Source organism: Curvibacter microcysteis (genome assembly GCF_028649455.1).
Classification (GTDB): domain Bacteria; phylum Pseudomonadota; class Gammaproteobacteria; order Burkholderiales; family Burkholderiaceae_C; genus Curvibacter; species Curvibacter microcysteis.
Genome location: NZ_JAQSIO010000001.1, coordinates 637,552 through 653,080, shown reverse-complemented (window position 1 = coordinate 653,080; position 15,529 = coordinate 637,552). Strand labels below are relative to the sequence as shown.

14 protein-coding genes are annotated in these 15,529 nt (G+C 67.6%); 7 read left to right on the top strand and 7 right to left on the bottom strand.

Annotation, left to right across the window (positions count from 1 at the left end; translation table 11 throughout):
• The first annotated feature begins 133 nt into the window (after positions 1-133).
• Both PSQ39_RS02855 and PSQ39_RS02850 read left to right on the top strand, forming a co-directional pair.
• Complete coding sequence (locus tag PSQ39_RS02855; protein WP_273925079.1) at positions 134-823, top strand: substrate-binding periplasmic protein; 690 nt, start codon at positions 134-136, stop codon at positions 821-823.
• 1 nt (position 824) lies between these two features.
• On the top strand, positions 825-2,111 hold the full coding sequence (locus PSQ39_RS02850; RefSeq protein WP_273925078.1) for a GGDEF domain-containing protein: 1,287 nt from the start codon (positions 825-827) through the stop codon (positions 2,109-2,111).
• Between the two features lie 107 nt (positions 2,112-2,218).
• On the opposite strand, the gene PSQ39_RS02845 is transcribed toward PSQ39_RS02850, so the two are convergent.
• From PSQ39_RS02845 to PSQ39_RS02835, 3 genes are all read right to left on the bottom strand, one after another.
• A complete protein-coding gene (locus PSQ39_RS02845; protein ID WP_273925077.1) occupies positions 2,219-2,647 on the bottom strand; it encodes an organic hydroperoxide resistance protein in 429 nt (142 codons plus the stop codon).
• 55 nt (positions 2,648-2,702) lie between these two features.
• On the bottom strand, positions 2,703-3,185 hold the full coding sequence (locus tag PSQ39_RS02840; protein WP_273925076.1) for a MarR family winged helix-turn-helix transcriptional regulator: 483 nt from the start codon (positions 3,183-3,185) through the stop codon (positions 2,703-2,705).
• Positions 3,186-3,316: 131 nt separating this feature from the next.
• Entirely contained in the window at positions 3,317-4,048 is a 732-nt protein-coding gene (locus tag PSQ39_RS02835) for a GntR family transcriptional regulator (protein WP_273925075.1), read from the bottom strand.
• Between the two features lie 125 nt (positions 4,049-4,173).
• Between PSQ39_RS02835 and pcaB the strand changes: the two genes are divergently transcribed.
• From pcaB to PSQ39_RS02820, 3 genes are read left to right on the top strand one after another with little or no spacing between them, the layout of a single operon-like run.
• Positions 4,174-5,541: a 3-carboxy-cis,cis-muconate cycloisomerase gene (pcaB, locus tag PSQ39_RS02830; protein ID WP_273925074.1), complete on the top strand. Its 1,368-nt coding sequence runs from the start codon at positions 4,174-4,176 to the stop codon at positions 5,539-5,541.
• A gap of 29 nt (positions 5,542-5,570) precedes the next feature.
• Entirely contained in the window at positions 5,571-6,548 is a 978-nt protein-coding gene (locus PSQ39_RS02825; protein ID WP_273925073.1) for a tripartite tricarboxylate transporter substrate-binding protein, read from the top strand.
• 5 nt (positions 6,549-6,553) lie between these two features.
• Positions 6,554-8,065, top strand: a complete 1,512-nt coding sequence (locus PSQ39_RS02820) for a fumarate hydratase (RefSeq protein WP_273925072.1) — start codon at positions 6,554-6,556, stop codon at positions 8,063-8,065.
• Between the two features lie 23 nt (positions 8,066-8,088).
• On the opposite strand, the gene PSQ39_RS02815 is transcribed toward PSQ39_RS02820, so the two are convergent.
• Positions 8,089-8,919 (bottom strand): crotonase/enoyl-CoA hydratase family protein, encoded by an 831-nt coding sequence (locus PSQ39_RS02815; RefSeq protein ID WP_273925071.1) that lies wholly within the window; start codon positions 8,917-8,919, stop codon positions 8,089-8,091.
• A gap of 109 nt (positions 8,920-9,028) precedes the next feature.
• Complete coding sequence (locus PSQ39_RS02810; RefSeq protein WP_273925070.1) at positions 9,029-9,877, bottom strand: 3-hydroxybutyryl-CoA dehydrogenase; 849 nt, start codon at positions 9,875-9,877, stop codon at positions 9,029-9,031.
• A gap of 140 nt (positions 9,878-10,017) precedes the next feature.
• On the opposite strand from PSQ39_RS02810, the gene PSQ39_RS02805 reads away from it, so the two are divergent.
• Both PSQ39_RS02805 and PSQ39_RS02800 read left to right on the top strand, forming a co-directional pair.
• The gene (locus PSQ39_RS02805; RefSeq protein ID WP_273925069.1) at positions 10,018-11,607 is read left to right on the top strand and encodes a GMC family oxidoreductase; all 1,590 of its coding nucleotides are present in this window, start codon (positions 10,018-10,020) and stop codon (positions 11,605-11,607) included.
• A 101-nt stretch (positions 11,608-11,708) separates the two neighbouring features.
• Positions 11,709-13,613 carry a YhgE/Pip family protein gene (locus PSQ39_RS02800; protein WP_273925068.1) on the top strand — a complete coding sequence of 635 codons (1,905 nt, stop codon included), beginning with the start codon at positions 11,709-11,711 and terminating at the stop codon, positions 13,611-13,613.
• A gap of 6 nt (positions 13,614-13,619) precedes the next feature.
• Here the strand turns inward: PSQ39_RS02800 and PSQ39_RS02795 are convergent, their stop codons facing one another.
• Positions 13,620-14,498 (bottom strand): ABC transporter permease, encoded by an 879-nt coding sequence (locus PSQ39_RS02795; protein WP_409241972.1) that lies wholly within the window; start codon positions 14,496-14,498, stop codon positions 13,620-13,622.
• Between the two features lie 69 nt (positions 14,499-14,567).
• A complete protein-coding gene (locus tag PSQ39_RS02790; RefSeq protein ID WP_273925067.1) occupies positions 14,568-15,491 on the bottom strand; it encodes an ATP-binding cassette domain-containing protein in 924 nt (307 codons plus the stop codon).
• Positions 15,492-15,529 lie beyond the last annotated feature (38 nt).

Below are 15,529 nucleotides of genomic sequence, written 5' to 3'. Positions count from 1 at the left end.
ATGTAACTTCATTCGCCGCATACTGGGGTGATTGATCGAGATATCTTCCTTTGCCGTGCTGAACTGCGCTTCCTTTCCTGTTTGGAGATCTGTTGGACGGCTTGGGTCTGGCCTGTGGCTGGCCCTGGGCCTGATGAGCGCGTCCCAGGCAGCGGAGGTGGTCCGCATGGGCGTGCTGGGCCATGTGCCGCCCATGTCCTACCGCAATGCCCAGGGCGAGTTCGTGGGCTACAGCGTGGACATGGCCCGCGCCGTTTGCCAAGACCTGGGCTGGACCTGCCAATGGGTGCCCACCAGCCTGGCCACGGTGGCGGACGAACTCAAGCAAGGGCAGTTGGATGTGGCCGCCATGAGCCTGTTGTCCACCCCGGAGCGGCGCAGCCACATGCTGTTTGCCCGGCCTTACTACACCTCGATCTCGGCCTGGGTGGCCCGCCCCGGCGTGGCCCTGGAAGCCCCGGGCACCCGCGTGGCCGTGGTGCAGGGCTCGGCCCAGGCGCGATTTGCCCAATCGCGCCAATGGACCCTGGTGGAGGTGAAGACCCACACCGAGCTGGCCCAGCAACTGGCCCAGGGCCGGGTGGATGGCTTGCTGGCGCCGATGATGACCGTGGTGGGCCTGATGGCCGCCCAGCCCTTGCAAAGCCTGCAGCTCCAGGTGCAGCCTCGGCGCGACCCGGAGCTCACCGGGGCCGCCTCGTTTGGCATCAGCCCCATGCGACCCGAACTCAAGCCCTTGATCGACGGCGCCCTGGAGCGCCTGGAGCGCAATGGGGTCTACGACAAAATCAACTCGCGCTACCTGCCGTTCAAGGTGAACTGACATGCCCCGGGCTTGGCGCAACACCCGATCGATCTGGTTTTTCTCGCTGGCGGCGGCCGTGTTCGTGCTGCTGTGCCTGGGCATCTCAGGCCTGATCGACCAGCAACAGCGGCAGGTGCTGGACGCCACGCGGCGCATGCAGGAGCAGACCGTGCCGCAGATCGTGCGCCTGCAGCGCCTGGGTCGCAACCTGGAGCAAATGCGCCACGCGGGCGAGCAGGTGCTGGGGTCGGCCACCGCCACAGACCGGCAAAACACCTTGCTGCTGTTGAACCTGGTGAGCCACCACCCCAGCTTGCTGAGCCACCCGCAAGCGGCCCCCTTGGCCGAGCAAGTGGCCCGCTTCTTGACCGAGGCCGACGCGGCCGTGGCCCGCGACCCGACGGCCATGGCCAGTTGGCGCCAGCGCTGGCAGCCGCTGGCGCGCCAGCTCAGCCAACTGGCCGATGAGGTGATGACGGAAGCCGCGCATTTGATGAGTGCGGACCTGGACAACCTGTCCGACGTGGTGAGCAAGGCCCGTGTTCAGTTGCTGGGCTCCATGCTGCTGGTCGGCGGCTTCAGCCTGGCTTTGCTGGCCAGCCTGCACCGGCAGATCTTCCAACCCTTGGCGCAGATTCACCGCGTCTTGCTGGCCTTGAACAGCCGCGACCCCGTGCCCGATCTGCCGCCTTCCCGGGTCATGGAGTTGCGCTCTGTGGCCTCGGCCATCACGGCGCTGCACCGCGCCATGCGGGACAACGAGTCGGTGCGCCAGCAGCTTGAGTTTCAGGCCCACCACGACGCTTTGACCGAGTTGCCCAACCGCCGCCACTTCATGGCCCAGGCCCAGCTGCAGGCGCAGCGTTTGCTGGGCCATCAAGGACGCGCCATCGTGGGCATGGCCGACTTGGACTTCTTCAAGCGCGTCAACGACGAGCACAGCCACGCCACGGGCGACGACGTGTTGCGCCAATGTGCCCACTTGCTGCGCGGCGCGCTGCGGGCCAACGACCTGGTGTGCCGCTATGGCGGTGAAGAGTTCGCCTTCCTCTTGCCGGAGGCCGGGCCTGAGCTGGGCCAGGCCCTGGCCGAGCGTCTGCGCCAGAGCCTGGCCAGCCATGCTTTTGCGCTGAACACCGGCGGCACCTTGCCCCCGATGACGGTCAGCGTGGGGCTGGCGGTGTTGGGGCCTGAGGGTTTGGAAAAGGCCTTGGCCGAGGCGGACCAGGCGCTCTACTCGGCCAAGCGAGGCGGTCGCAACCAGGTGGTGCTGCATTGGCACCAGCCCCTGCCCGCGTCCGCGTGAAGGGGGAGGCGCAGCCTCCAAAGCAAAACAGCCCACGGGCACGGGGCCGGCGGGCTGTTGTTGCTCGGGGCAGCCCCGTGGTGCGGGGCCGCCGACCGAAGGGCCGATCAGGCCAGGGTCAGGGTGACTTCGATGTTGCCACGGGTGGCGTTCGAGTAGGGGCACACGCCGTGGGCCTTGTTCACCAGGTCTTGCGCCACGGCGCGGTCCATGCCAGGCAGGCTGATGGTCAGGTGGGCTTCGATGCCGAAGCCGGCGGGAATCGCGCCGATGCCGACCTTGGCTTGGATCGAGGCGTCAGCCGGCACGGCGATCTTGGCGGCGCCAGCGACGTGCTTGAGCGCGCCCATGAAGCAAGCCGAGTAGCCGGCAGCGAACAGCTGCTCGGGGTTGGTGGCGCCACCGGCACCGCCCAGTTCCTTCGGCGGGGCCAGCTTGACGTCCAGCAGGCCGTCGGCGCTGATGGCGCGGCCATCGCGGCCACCGGTGGAGGTCACGTCGGCGGTGTACAGGACTTTTTCGATCTTGGTGGTCATGGTGCTTCCTTCAGGTTGATGCCCGCATGGCGGGACAGGGGGTACGGGGTGAATGTCAGGCCGAAGCCAATCGGTGTCGCAAGGCCTGCAACTGGGTGGTCAGGCTTTGCAGTTCGGGCAGGCTGCACTGGCTGGCGGCCAGCACGCAGGGCGGGATGCGCTCGGCCCGGTCGCGCAGGGCGCGGCCTTGGGCGCTGAGCGTCAGGCGCACCCGGCGCTCATCGCTGGCGTCGCGCAGCCGGCTCAGCAGGCCGGCGGCCTCCAGGCGCTTGAGCAGCGGGGTCAGCGTGCCGGAGTCCAGGAACAGGCGCTCGCCCAGCTCGGACACCGTCAGGCCGTCGCCTTCCCACAGCACCAACATCACCAGGTACTGCGGGTAGGTCAGCCCGATCTCGTCGAGCAAGGGCTTGTAGAGTTTGGTCATGGCCAGGGAGGCCGAGTACAAGGCAAAGCACACCTGATTGTCCAGCTGCAGCATGGCCGGGCTGGGGCCCGCGCTGGGCGCTGCCGGGTTGGAGGAGGTGGGCTGCGTTGTCATGGGTTGGATTGTGGGCTTGATTTAAATTGTGTGCAATTTAATTGCGAGAAACCATTTTGAGCGAAGGGCTTCAGCGACTGGGTTTGACGTTCTCGGCGCGGCGGGCTCGGCGTGCCGTGCACGCAGAGGCGTCAGTCCCGGTTGCGCTGCATTTCCATCGAGAAGGTGAAGCGCTGCGCAGGGTGGATGCTGCGTGAGATCTCCAGCATCGCGTCTGCACCATCGAAGTAGCGGCGCACGATTTGCAGCGCCGGGGTGCCTGCATCCGCCTGCAAGGCTTCGGCCAGGGCCGCGGGCAAGGCGATGGCCTGGATGTCCTGCCGGATGCGTGCAATGGCCCGGCCGTAGCGCTTTTCAATCAGGCTGCTGATCAGGGTCTCGGGTGAGGCTTTCACCAGGTCGGCCACTTCACTGAACGCTTCGTCCACATACACATCGGTCCAGCACAGGGGCACGCTGGCGCCGGCGTGGGTCATGCGCAGGCTGGATATGCGCAGCCAACGCGAGCCCCCAGCACAGCCCAATTCGTGGGCCAAAGCGAGGTCGGCGATCACCGACTCGGTGCCGCGTATGACCCGGGTGTGTTGGGCTCCGAACTGAGCCAGGTCGTCCACGGTGGCGATCGACTGGGTGAATCCGGTTGCGGGCTGGGTGGCCTCCACCCGCGTCCCGACATTCTTGCGCCGCGAAATCAGGCCGAGCTCCTGGAGTTGGTCCAAAGCCCGGCGAACGGCGTAGCGGCTCAGGCCGTGCTGCTCACACAAGGCCATTTCGGTCGGCAACAGCGAGCCCACTGGGTGTCGTCCCGCTGCAATCGCCTCCGCCAGTTCACGGGCCAGTTGGGAATGGGTCGAAGCGTTCATGGCGAGGGCAGGCCGTCACGCCCCTCAGGGTAATCCCGAATGTCAGTTTGTTCGAACATATCCATACTCAATATGTTCGAACATATTTCTATGTCCGAATGTTTTCAACATTCTTCTATTCTCCCATGTCCATTTCTTCAGCCAGCACGGTGCTCGACTCCATCTTGTTCCGCGATGCATTCGGCACCCCGGCCATGCGCGCGGTGTTCTCTGACCAGGCCCTGATCGGCCGATACATCGAAGTCGAGGTCGCATTGGCGCGGGCCCAGGCCCGCTGTGGCGTGATTCCCGCCGAGGCCGCACAGGCGATCGAGCGCGAGTCCCGCCTGGACCGCATCGATTTCGACCACATGCGTCATGAGACGGACATCGTGGGTTACCCCATCCTGCCGCTGGTGCACCAACTGGCGGCCATGTGTGGTGAGGCGGGGGGCTATGTGCACTGGGGGGCCACCACGCAAGACATCATGGACACGGCCAATGTGCTGCAGGTGCGGGCGGCACTTGAGCTGATCGAAGCCGACTTGGTGGCATTGCGGGCCATCCTGGCGGACCTGGCTCGCCGACACCGAGACACCCCGATGGCCGGGCGTACCCATTTGCAGCAAGCCCTGCCAGTCACCTTCGGCTACAAGGTGGCGATCTGGCTCGCCATGATGGACCGTCACCAGGAGCGTCTGCGCGAGCTTCGCCCCCGTGTGTTGTGCGTGCAATTCGCGGGCGCGGCCGGGACGCTGGCGTCGCTGGGCGAGCAGGGGCTGCAGGTGCAGCGTGCGCTGGCGGAGGAGCTGCAGCTGGCGGTGCCCGTCACCACTTGGCACGTGGCGCGCGATGGGCTGGCCGAGGCGGTCAATCTGTTGGCGCTGATCACCGGTTCCCTGGGCAAGATCGCCCTGGACATCATGATCATGGCCTCGACTGAATTTGCCGAGGTCTACGAGCCTTTTGTCAAAGGCCGGGGCGCCAGCAGCACCATGCCGCAAAAGCGCAACCCCATCTCCAGCGAATTGATGCTGGCGGCCGCCAAGGCGGTGCGCCAGCACGCCGGGCTGATGGTCGACGCGATGATTCAGGACTTTGAACGCGCCACCGGCCCTTGGCATGCCGAGTGGGTGGCCTTGCCCGAGAGTTTCATCCTGAGCGCCGGGGCGCTGCATCAGGCCAAGTTTGCTCTGGGCGGCTTGATCGTGGACACCGACCAGATGCGCCGGAACCTGGGCATCAGCCGAGGCTTGATCGTGGCCGAGGCGGTGATGATGGGCCTGGCGCCTGCCATGGGGCGCCAGCAAGCCCACGACTTGGTCTACGACGCGTGTCGTCTGGTCCATGCGCAGGGTGGAACGCTGGCCGATGCTCTGGCCACCTTGCCCGCGGTCACCGCCCACTTTGATCGCGCGGCACTGGACCGGATGACCGACCCCGCCAACTACCTGGGCCTCGCCCCACAAATGGTGGATCAGGCGCTGAGCGCCTCGGCAGCCTTGTTCCGTTGACCACCTCGATTCCAGTTGGAGACAGCACCATGAAATGCCTCAAAACCCTCTTGGCCGCCCTGTGCATCACCTTCAGTGCAGGGGCTCTGGCCCAGGCCTGGCCCGCCCGCAACATCACCTGGATCGTGCCTTTTGCAGCGGGGGGGCCGACCGATGCCATGGCCCGCGACATCGCGGACAAGGTCAGCAAGCAAATGGGTCAGGTCATCGTGATCGAGAACGCGGCGGGCGCCGGTGGCACGATTGGCGCAGCCAAGGCCGCGCGCGCCACCCCCGATGGCTACACCTTCCTTGTGGGCCACATGGGCTACATGGGTGCCGGCCCTGCGCTGTACAAAAAGTTGTCGTATGACCCGGTGAAGGACTTCGATGCCGTGTTCCGCTTTCCCGACACACCGCTGGTGTTGCTGGTGGGGAAAAGCTCGCCCTACAAATCCGCCGCCGACCTGATCGCGGCGGCCAAGGCTGCACCGGGCAAGGTGAACTTCAGCAACGCGGGCCTGGGCTCGTCCTCGCACCTGATTGCGGCCTTGTTCGAGGCCAAGGCGGGCATCGATGTGACCCAGGTGGCTTACAAGGGCGCGGCGCCCGCCATCAACGACCTGATCGCCGGCCAGGTCGATGTCATGTTTGACCAAAGCAACACGGCGCTGCCGCAGGTCCAAGGGGGGCGCTTGACCGCCCTGGCGCTCACCTCGACCAGCCCCATGCCCCAACAGTACCCAGGGGTGCCGCCCTTGGCTGAGAAGGTGTTGCCTGGCTTTGAAGCGGCGACCTGGTATGGCCTCTACGCCCCCAAAGGGGTACCCCGCGAGGTGGTGCAGAAGATGCACCAGGCCTACCTCAAGGCCTTGGGTGACAAGGAGTGGACCCGCCGCATGGGCAGTCAGGGCATCCTGCTGCTGCCCGACGCCAGCTACGCCCCCGAGGCCTTTGCCAAGCACACGGCGTCCGAGGTGGAACGCTGGCGCAAGGTGGTGACGGACGCCAAGATCCAGCTGGATTGAGCCCCATGACGCGCATCGCACAGGAGGACTTGGTCGCCAGTCTGGCGCAGGCCTTCCAGCACATCAGCCACCACCATCCCCCCGAATTTGTGCGCGCGCTGCGCCGGGCCTTCGACGCCGAAACCCACCCGCCAGCGCGGGCGGCGCTGTCGCAATTGTTGGTCAACAGCCGACTGGCTGCGCAGGGGCAGCGCCCGCTGTGTCAGGACACGGGGGTGGCCCAGGTGTTTGTCAGCCTGGGCATGGCCGTCCAGTTCTATCGCCGCGACGCCCAGCCGCTGTGGAGCCTGCAGGCCCTGGCCAATGAGGGGGTCCGGCGCGCCTACCGTGATCCCGACAACCCCTTGCGGGCCACGTTGGTGGCCGACCCACTGGGCCAGCGCCGCAACACCGGGGACAACACCCCGGCGATCGTGCAGTGCGAACTGGTGGCCGGTTCTGGCTTGGAGGTGCTGGTGGTGGCCAAGGGCGGTGGCGGTGAGCTCAAGGCGCGCTTTGCCACCCTGCTGCCCAGTGACAAGGTGGCCGATTGGGTCGTGGCCCAGTTGCCCGGCCTGGGCGCGGGCTGGTGCCCGCCGGGCACACTGGGGGTGGGCATTGGGGGCAGTCCGGAGCAGGCCATGCTGCTGGCCAAACAGGCCCTGTTCCAACCCATGGACCTGGCTGAATTGCAGGCGCGCGGTGCCCATACGCCGGAGGAGCAGTTGCGTCTCGAGGTGCACGCTCGGGCCAATGCTTTGGGGATTGGAGCGCAGGGCTTGGGCGGTCTGTCTGCCGTCTTGGACGTGCAGGTCCGATCAGCCCCCTGCCATGCGGCGGCCTTGCAAGTTGCCCTGATCCCGAACTGCGCGGCCACCCGTTACCTGCGCTTCTCGCTGGACGGCCAGGGGCCAGCGACCCTGCCGACGCCAGACCCTTCCTTGTGGGCCGGTGTGCCCGAGCAGGCAGAGCTGCCTGGCGCGACCCGGGTGGCGTTGGATCAGCTCACGCCGGAGGTGGTGGCGGGCTGGGCGATTGGCCAGACCCTTCTGCTGTCCGGGCGGGTGCTGACGGCGCGTGACGCCGCCCACCAGCGCTTGGTGACCCAGTTGGCGAACGGCGAGCCCTTGCCCGTGGATTTGCGCGGCCGGGTGGTTTATTACGTGGGGCCCGTGGAGGCGGTCCGTGACGAGGCCGTGGGCCCCGCAGGCCCCACCACCGCCACCCGGATGGACCGCTTTGTCGAGCCGCTGATGGCTCAAGCCGGTTTGTTGGCCATGATCGGGAAGGCCGAGCGCGGACCGCAGGCCGTGCGCGCGATCCAGCGGCATCAGGGGGCCTACCTGTGCGCCACGGGGGGCGCAGCCTACCTGTTGTCCCGGGCGATTCGGGCCGCCCGGGTGGTGGCGTTTGAGGATCTGGGCATGGAGGCCATCCACGAGTTCGAGTTGCAAGACTTTCCCGTCACCGTCGCAGTGGACAGCCAAGGCCGTTGCCTGCACCGCTTTGGTACGTCCGATCCGTCTGACCAGGCTTGAATAGGGCGGTCGAGCCCAGCACTTCAGCGCCCCACAAAGCGCGCAGCGCGCTTCTCGACGAAGGACTGCACGCCCTCGCGCGCGTCCTCGCTGTTGGACAGGCGCTGCTGGGTCTCAATGAACTCGTGCATCGCCACCACCGGGCCGTGTTCGACCGCCTTGAGGGCGTTGAGCCGTGTGGCCACCACGGCCAGCGGGGCCTGTTCGGCCACGGTTTGGGCCAGGGCCAACGCGACCTCCAGTTGCTGGCCGGCAGGCACCACTTTTTGCACAAAGTTCAGGCGCAAGGCCTCGGCCGAGCCGAATTCGTCGCCAGTCAGCAGGTGCAGCAGGGCGTTGCCCAACCCGGCACGCTCGGCCATGCGCAGGGTGGCGCCGCCCGTGGCCATGATGCCGCGCTTGACCTCGAGTTGGGAAAAACGGCAGTCGTCGGCCGCAATCACGATGTCGGCGGCCAGCATCAGCTCGATGCCCACGGTGAAGGTGATGCCCTGCACGGCCACCACCATGGGTTTGGTGCGGCGTCGGTAGCCGGGCGTGCCCAGGTCGTTGGGCTCGACCAGGCCCAGCGGCATGGCGCGCTCGCCGCGTTTCATCAGCGGCGCGATGGTGGGCAGGTCCAGCCCGGCGGTGAAATGCGCGCCAAACGCATGCAGCACGCCCACGCGCAGCGCGGGGTCCTCGTCGAGCCGGGTGTAGGCCTCGGCCAGCTCTCGGTACATGCGGGGCGTGAAGCCGTTGCGCTTGGCGGGGCGGTTGATGCCGATCAGCAGCACGGCGCCGCGCACTTCGGTGACGATGCAGCCCTCGGGCGGGGCCGGCGGCAGGGTGGGGGCGTTGGGGGTGTGGGTCATGCCGGCCATGCTAGGCCGGCAGCCCGAGCCCCGCTTTCACCGATGTGACAAGGGGGTCGGGCGCTTGGGGGCTGAACGGACGCGCTGTCCGCTCAGCAGGCTGGGCGCCTCAGTAGGCGTAGACGCCGTGGCCCGTCTTGCGGCCCAGGCGGCCGGCAGCGACCATTTCGCGCAGCAGCGGGCAGGGGCGGTACTTGCTGTCGCCGTATTCCTTCAGGTAGACCTCCATCACGGCCAGGCACACGTCCAGGCCAATCATGTCGGCCAGGGCCAGCGGGCCGATGGGCTGGTTGCAGCCCAGCTTCATGCCGGCGTCGATGTCTTCGGCCGTGGCCAGGCCTTCGGCCAGCACGAAGAAGGCTTCGTTGATCATGGGCACCAGGATGCGGTTGACCACAAAGCCCGGCGCGTTCTTCACCGTGATCGGGCTCTTGCCCAGGGCCAGGGCCAGTTCCTTGACGGCGTCGTGCGTGGCGTCGCTGGTTTGCAGGCCGCGGATGATTTCCACCAGGGCCATCATCGGCACCGGGTTGAAGAAGTGCATGCCAATGAAGCGGTCGGCGCGCGAGGTGGCGGCCGCCAGTTGGGTGATGGAGATGGACGAGGTGTTGGACGCCAGGATCACCTCGGGCGCCAGCAGTGCATCGACCTGCTGCAGGATCTTGACCTTGAGCGCGTGGTTCTCGGTGGCCGCTTCGATCACGATCTGGGCCTGCTTGAGAGCCTCGTAGTCGGTGCTGCCCTGGATCAGGGCGAGGGCCGCGTCCTTGTCGGCGGCGCTGATCTTTTCTTTCTTGATCAGGCGGTCCAGGCTGCCCGCGACGGTGGCCAGGCCGCGCTGCACAGCGGCTTCGGCGATGTCCACCATCACCACCTTCAGGCCCGCTACCGCGCAGGCCTGCGCGATGCCGTTGCCCATGGTGCCCGCGCCAATGATGCCCACAGTCTGAATGCTCATAAACAGTGCTCCTAGTGATGAATTCAATGCGTGGATTGTTATCGAATTTGGCGGCGGTCCCGTTTGGGGCGCTGGCAGACAGGTGACAGCGGGGGCGCTCGCGGCCTGCTAAAACACAGTCCCTTGCGGAAAGGCAAACCATGTTCGATTACCTCGTGATCGGTGGCGGTTCGGCGGGCTGTGTGCTGGCCGGGCGCTTGAGTGAAGACCCCGCTGTGCGCGTGGCCCTGCTGGAGGCCGGCCCTGCCGACACCAGCCCCCTGGTGCACTGTCCGGGCGGCCTGGCGGGCATTGCACGTTTTGGCTTGCTGGGCTGGGACCAGCACACCACGCCGCAGCCCGGGCTGAACGGGCGTCGGGGATACCAGCCGCGCGGCAAGGTGCTGGGCGGCAGCAGCTCGGTCAATGCCATGGTGTACGTGCGCGGCCAGCGCGCCGATTACGAGGCCTGGGCCCAGGCCGGCAACCCCGGTTGGGGCTGGAACGATGTGTTGCCGTATTTCAAGCGGGCCGAAGACAACGAACGTGGCGTCGATGCCTGGCACGGCCAGGGTGGCCCGCTGCATGTGATGGACTTGATGTCGCCGCACCCGGCCAGCGCCGCCTTTGTGGCCGCAGCCGTCCAAGCCGGCCACGCCCACAACCCCGACTTCAACGGCGCCGACCAGGAAGGGGTGGGCCTGTACCAGGTCACGCACCGGGCGGGTGAGCGCTTCAGCGCCGCCAAGGCCTACCTGACGCCGCACCTGGGGCGCTCCAACCTGCAGGTCATCACCGGGGCGCGGGCCAGCCGAATCCTGTTCGAAGGCCGCCGGGCGGTGGGCGTGGCCTACCTGCAAGGCGGGCAGGAAAAGCGCCTGATGGCTTCGCGCGAGGTGCTGCTCAGCGCCGGGGCCTTGCTGTCACCCCAGTTGCTCCAACTGTCGGGGGTGGGGGCGGGCGCGCAGCTGCAGGCCCTGGGCATCCCGGTGCTGCACGACCTGCCTGGCGTGGGTCAGCACCTGCACGACCACCCCGACGTGGTGCAGGTGATGGACGCGCCGCACCGCAAGGACTTGTTTGGCATATCACTCACCGGCCTGGGCCGTGTCGCCCACGGCGCCTGGCAGTGGCAGCGCCAGCGGCGCGGCGTGCTGACCACCAATTTTGCCGAGGGCGGGGGCTTCATCCGCAGCCAAGCCAGCGAGCCGGCGCCCGACCTTCAACTGCATTTTGTGATTGGCAAGTTGATGGACCACGGGCGCCAGACCGTGCTCGGCCATGGTTATTCCTGCCATGTCTGCGTGTTGCAGCCGCAAAGCCGGGGCTCGGTGCGCCTGGCCAGCACCGACCCGCGCGACCTGCCCTTGGTGGACCCCAACTTCCTGGCCGAGCGCGCTGACGTGGACCGCCTGGTGCGCGGCGTGCAGCGCATGCGCGAGATCCTGGCCCAACCGGCCCTGGCCGCCCTGGGCGGGCGTGAGCTGCCCGATGCGGCCCGCGCGCGCAGCCCGGCCGAGATCGAGCACTGGGTGCGCCAGCAAGCCGACACCATCTACCACCCGGTGGGCAGCTGTCGCATGGGGCCGGGGCCGCTGGATGTGGTGGACGCCTCGCTGCGCGTGCACGGCCTGCAGGGCCTGCGCGTGGTGGACGCCTCGGTCATGCCGCGCATCGTCAGCGGCAACACCAACGCGCCCACCATCATGCTGGCCGAAAAGGCGGTGGACCTGATCCGCGCCGCGCGCTGAGGCCGCCCGCGCTGGGGGCTTGAGGCGGCCGCCAGCAGCAGGACACGAGCGTTGTTACAGTCTGCCCATTCCCCGCTCTCCTTTCTGTAAGCGCTCCTCCCATGCTCCTGTACCTGCGCGACCTGGTTCGTGGCACCTTGGCCATCGCGGGGGCCGAGTTCGCCCTGCTGCGCCGCTTTCCGCGCATCTGGCTGGCCATCCTGGCCGTGGGCGTGGTGCCTGCGCTGTACTCGCTGATCTACCTGAGCAGCGTCTGGGACCCCAACGGCCACACCAGCGAGCTGCCGGTGGGCATCGTCAACGAGGACCAGGGCATCCACTACATGGGACGCCAGGCCAATGTGGGCGCTGAGCTGAGCCAGACCCTGATCGAACGCCAGTCCTTCGGCTTTCGGCCTTTGAACAACCCCGAGGAGGCGCGCCAGGCGGTGCGCCGGGGCGAGTTGGCCTTTGCCCTGCTGATCCCGCCCAACTTCAGCGCCAACGCCGTGCCTGGCATCGAGCGCGGCGCGGGCGAGCTGGTCATCTACACGTCGGAGGGCAACAACTACAGCTCGGCCGGGCTGGCGCGGCGTTTTGCCTCCGAGATCGGCCACCAGGTCAACGAGATGCTCAACGAGCAGCGCTGGTCCCTGGTCCTGGACACGGCCTCCAGCTCGCAGGACCGACTGACCCAGTTGCGCCGCGCCATGGCCCAGTTGCACGACGGCGCCCACACCCTGGCCACGGGCAGCCAGCGCTACCGCGACGCGGCCAGCCAGGTGGGTGAGGGCTTCAAGGAGGTCAATGCCGGCATCCGCACGCTGGAGTCGCACCTGCCGCCGCCAGCCGACCTGAAGGCCCTCAAGCAAGGCGCCCAGCAGCTCAGCGCGGGCCAACGAGAGCTGGGCAGCGGCCTGGCGCAGCTGGGCAATGGCCTGGACCAGCTCGACGGTGGGGCCGGCCAGTTGCTCGCCGGGGCGCGTCAGATGCAGACCGAGACCGAATCCCTGTGGCTGGTGGGCGAGCGCGTTTCTGCCGGGGCGGGGCAACTGGCCGATGGGGCCGAGCAACTGCAGCAAGGCCTCAAGCAGGCGCGTGCGGCCAACCGCCAGGCGCTGGCGGGCAACAAGCAATTGGTCAGTGGATCGGCCGCGCTGGAGGGGGGCGTGGGCCAGCTCACCGATGGGCTGCAGACCCTGGGCGAGGGCGTGCACAAGATGTCGGCCAAGCTGCCGGCGGACAAGCAGCTCGATGAGTTCAGCGACGCCGGCGTGCAACTGGCCCACGGTGCCCAGCGCTTGTTGATGGGCATTCAGACCATCGAGGCGGCGCTGCCCAAGTCCATCACCCGGCTGGAGGGCAATGCCTCGGGCCTGGCCGAGTCGGTGGCGCCCCAGGTGCAGGTCGAAGCGCCGGTGGCCAACAACGGCGTGGCCTTCATCCCCAACATGGTGTCGGTGGCGCTGTGGATTGGCGCGGTCATGGCCGGCTATTTGTTCAACATGAGCCTGGTGCTGCACGACCACGGCCACTACCCTCGCCTGGCCAAGGCGGTGGGCAAGATGGCCGTGCCGGTGCTGGTGGTGTTGTTGCAAGTGGCCCTGGTGGAGCTGACCTTGCTGTTTGTGCTCTCGGTGCACACCCCGCGGGCGGGGGCGCTGGGCGTGACCATGGCCTTGGCTGCGGTGGTGTTCCTGGCCGTGCTGTCGGCGGTGGTGCAGGTGTTCGGCGACTTTGGCCGCATCCTGACCGTGCTCTTGCTGACCCTGCAACTGTCGGCGGGCGGCGGCGTGCTGCCGGTGGAGCTGTCGGCGGGCTTTTTCCGCGCGGTGCACGACTGGCTGCCGTTCAGCTGGGTGGTCCAGGCCTTCCGAGCGGTGTTGTTTGGCGCTTACGACAACGGCTGGGGCCACGCCTGCGCCATGGTGGTGCTGTCCGGCGTGGTGGCGGTGGCGCTGATGGCCTTGTTTGGCCGATGGGTGCGCGTGGGCCTGGACGAGTACCAGCCCACGGTCAAGCTCTGATCGGGCTCAGCCCCGAAAGCGTTTGCGCGTCAGGGCCAGGGCGACCCAGAAGGCCACCACGGTGTAGCCGGTCAGCACGCCCGCGTGGCGCAGCGCGTGTTCGGGCCAGCGGTCCATGAACAGCGGGCGCACCAGCTCCACGGCGTTGGTCAGCGGCAACCAGTCCGAGGCCAGGCGCACCAACTCAGGCAGCTGCTCACGCGGGAAGAAGATGCCCGACAGGAACATCATGGGCGTCAGCACCAGGGTGAAGTAGTAGGTGAAGAAGTCGTAGCCCTTGGCCAGGGCGTTGAAGATCAGCGCAATGCTGGAGAACATGGCCCCCACGCCCAGCAGCACCAGCCAGGCCAGCAGCAGCTTGGGGCTGTGGCTGATGCCCAGGGCCAGCATCACGCACAGGATGGCGGTCACGGTGAACAAGGACTTGAAGGCGGCCCACAGCATCTCGGCCAGCACCACGTCGTCCAGGGAGACCGGCGCGTTCATGATGCCGTCCCAGGTCTTTTGCACATGCATGCGTGAAAACGCTGAGTACAGCGCCTCGAACGAAGCCGCGTTCATGGCGCTCATGCAGATCGAGCCGCTGGCCAGGAACAGGATGTAGGGCACCTGGGTGGCGCCTTCGGGGCCGTTGACCGTGATCTGCCCCACCAGCGCGCCCATGCCGTAGCCAAAGGCCACCAGCCACATCAGGGGCTCGGCGATGTTGCCCACCAGGCTGGGGATGGCCAGCTTGCGCCAGACCAGCAGGTTGCGCAGGAACACCGGCCACCAGCGCATGGAGAGCTGGGGCGCCCGCCAGATCGACGGCGTGGGCGGGGGGGGTGGCAGGGCCGGTGGATCGGCCGGGATGTCGGCTGGGGCGGCTGAGGTCGGTTCGGTCATGGTGTGTGCGTTGCAAAAGCGCCAGGTCGAGGGGCGTTGGGGGCGGTCGCGGGGCCGTGCGGGCTGGGCTCAGCCGCCCTCGCGGATTTGCCGGCCAGTGAGTTTGAGGAACAGGTCTTCCAGATTGGCCGGCCGGTGCAAGGTGCGCAGCGTGGGCCATTCGGCCAGGGCGCTGAGCAGGGGCGGCGCGGCGTGGGTGTAGAAGAACACGGTTTCGCCACTGACTTCGGTGCGGCTGGCCAGTTCGGCCACCGGGCTGTGGGCCAGTGCCAGCGCGCCTTGGCCATAGACCTCGATCACCTCGGGCTCCAGGTGTTGGGCGATCAACTCGCGCGGCGGGCCTTCGGCGATCTTGCGGCCGTGGTCCAGCACCAGCAGGCGCGAGCACAGTCGCTCGGCCTCGTCCATGAAGTGGGTGGTCAGCAAGATGGACTTGCCCTGCTGCATCAGCAACTGCAGGCGCTCCCACATCAGGTGGCGGGCTTGCGGGTCCAGGCCCGTGGTGGGCTCGTCGAGCAGCAGCAGGCGCGGATTGTTGACCAGGGCGCGGGCCAGGCTCAGGCGGCGTTTCATGCCGCCCGACAGCTCGCCGGGCTTGGCGTCGGCCTTGTGCGACAGGGCGGCGAACTCCAGCAGCTGCGGGCCGCGCTCCAGCATCACGCGGCGCGGAATGCCGAAGTAGCGCCCGTAGACGATCAGGTTCTCCAGGCAGGTGAAGTCGGGGTCCAGGGTGTCGAATTGGGTCACCACGCCCAGCTCGGCCTTGATGGCCAGGGCGTCGGCGGGCATGTTCAGCCCAAAGGCGCGGATCTGTCCCCCATCGGGCGTGGCCTGGCCCAGGCACATGCGGATGGTGGTGGTCTTGCCCGCGCCATTGGGCCCAATCACGCCCAGGCACTCGCCCGGCGCGATGGCAAAGGACAACTGATCGACCACCGTGTTGGGGCCGTAGCGTTTGTGCAGTTCATGCACCTCGAACAGGGTCTGTGGCATGGCCTGCATTGTGGCGCAGGCGCCGCTGGGGCGGGGCT

Coding starts and splice junctions, on each gene's coding strand:
- PSQ39_RS02855 (WP_273925079.1), top strand. CDS start 134: ATGAGCGCGTCCCAGGCAGCGGAGGTGGTCCGCATGGGCGTGCTGGGC.
- PSQ39_RS02850 (WP_273925078.1), top strand. CDS start 825: ATGCCCCGGGCTTGGCGCAACACCCGATCGATCTGGTTTTTCTCGCTG.
- PSQ39_RS02845 (WP_273925077.1), bottom strand. CDS start 2,647: ATGACCACCAAGATCGAAAAAGTCCTGTACACCGCCGACGTGACCTCC.
- PSQ39_RS02840 (WP_273925076.1), bottom strand. CDS start 3,185: ATGACAACGCAGCCCACCTCCTCCAACCCGGCAGCGCCCAGCGCGGGC.
- PSQ39_RS02835 (WP_273925075.1), bottom strand. CDS start 4,048: ATGAACGCTTCGACCCATTCCCAACTGGCCCGTGAACTGGCGGAGGCG.
- pcaB (WP_273925074.1), top strand. CDS start 4,174: ATGTCCATTTCTTCAGCCAGCACGGTGCTCGACTCCATCTTGTTCCGC.
- PSQ39_RS02825 (WP_273925073.1), top strand. CDS start 5,571: ATGAAATGCCTCAAAACCCTCTTGGCCGCCCTGTGCATCACCTTCAGT.
- PSQ39_RS02820 (WP_273925072.1), top strand. CDS start 6,554: ATGACGCGCATCGCACAGGAGGACTTGGTCGCCAGTCTGGCGCAGGCC.
- PSQ39_RS02815 (WP_273925071.1), bottom strand. CDS start 8,919: ATGACCCACACCCCCAACGCCCCCACCCTGCCGCCGGCCCCGCCCGAG.
- PSQ39_RS02810 (WP_273925070.1), bottom strand. CDS start 9,877: ATGAGCATTCAGACTGTGGGCATCATTGGCGCGGGCACCATGGGCAAC.
- PSQ39_RS02805 (WP_273925069.1), top strand. CDS start 10,018: ATGTTCGATTACCTCGTGATCGGTGGCGGTTCGGCGGGCTGTGTGCTG.
- PSQ39_RS02800 (WP_273925068.1), top strand. CDS start 11,709: ATGCTCCTGTACCTGCGCGACCTGGTTCGTGGCACCTTGGCCATCGCG.
- PSQ39_RS02795 (WP_409241972.1), bottom strand. CDS start 14,498: ATGACCGAACCGACCTCAGCCGCCCCAGCCGACATCCCGGCCGATCCA.
- PSQ39_RS02790 (WP_273925067.1), bottom strand. CDS start 15,491: ATGCCACAGACCCTGTTCGAGGTGCATGAACTGCACAAACGCTACGGC.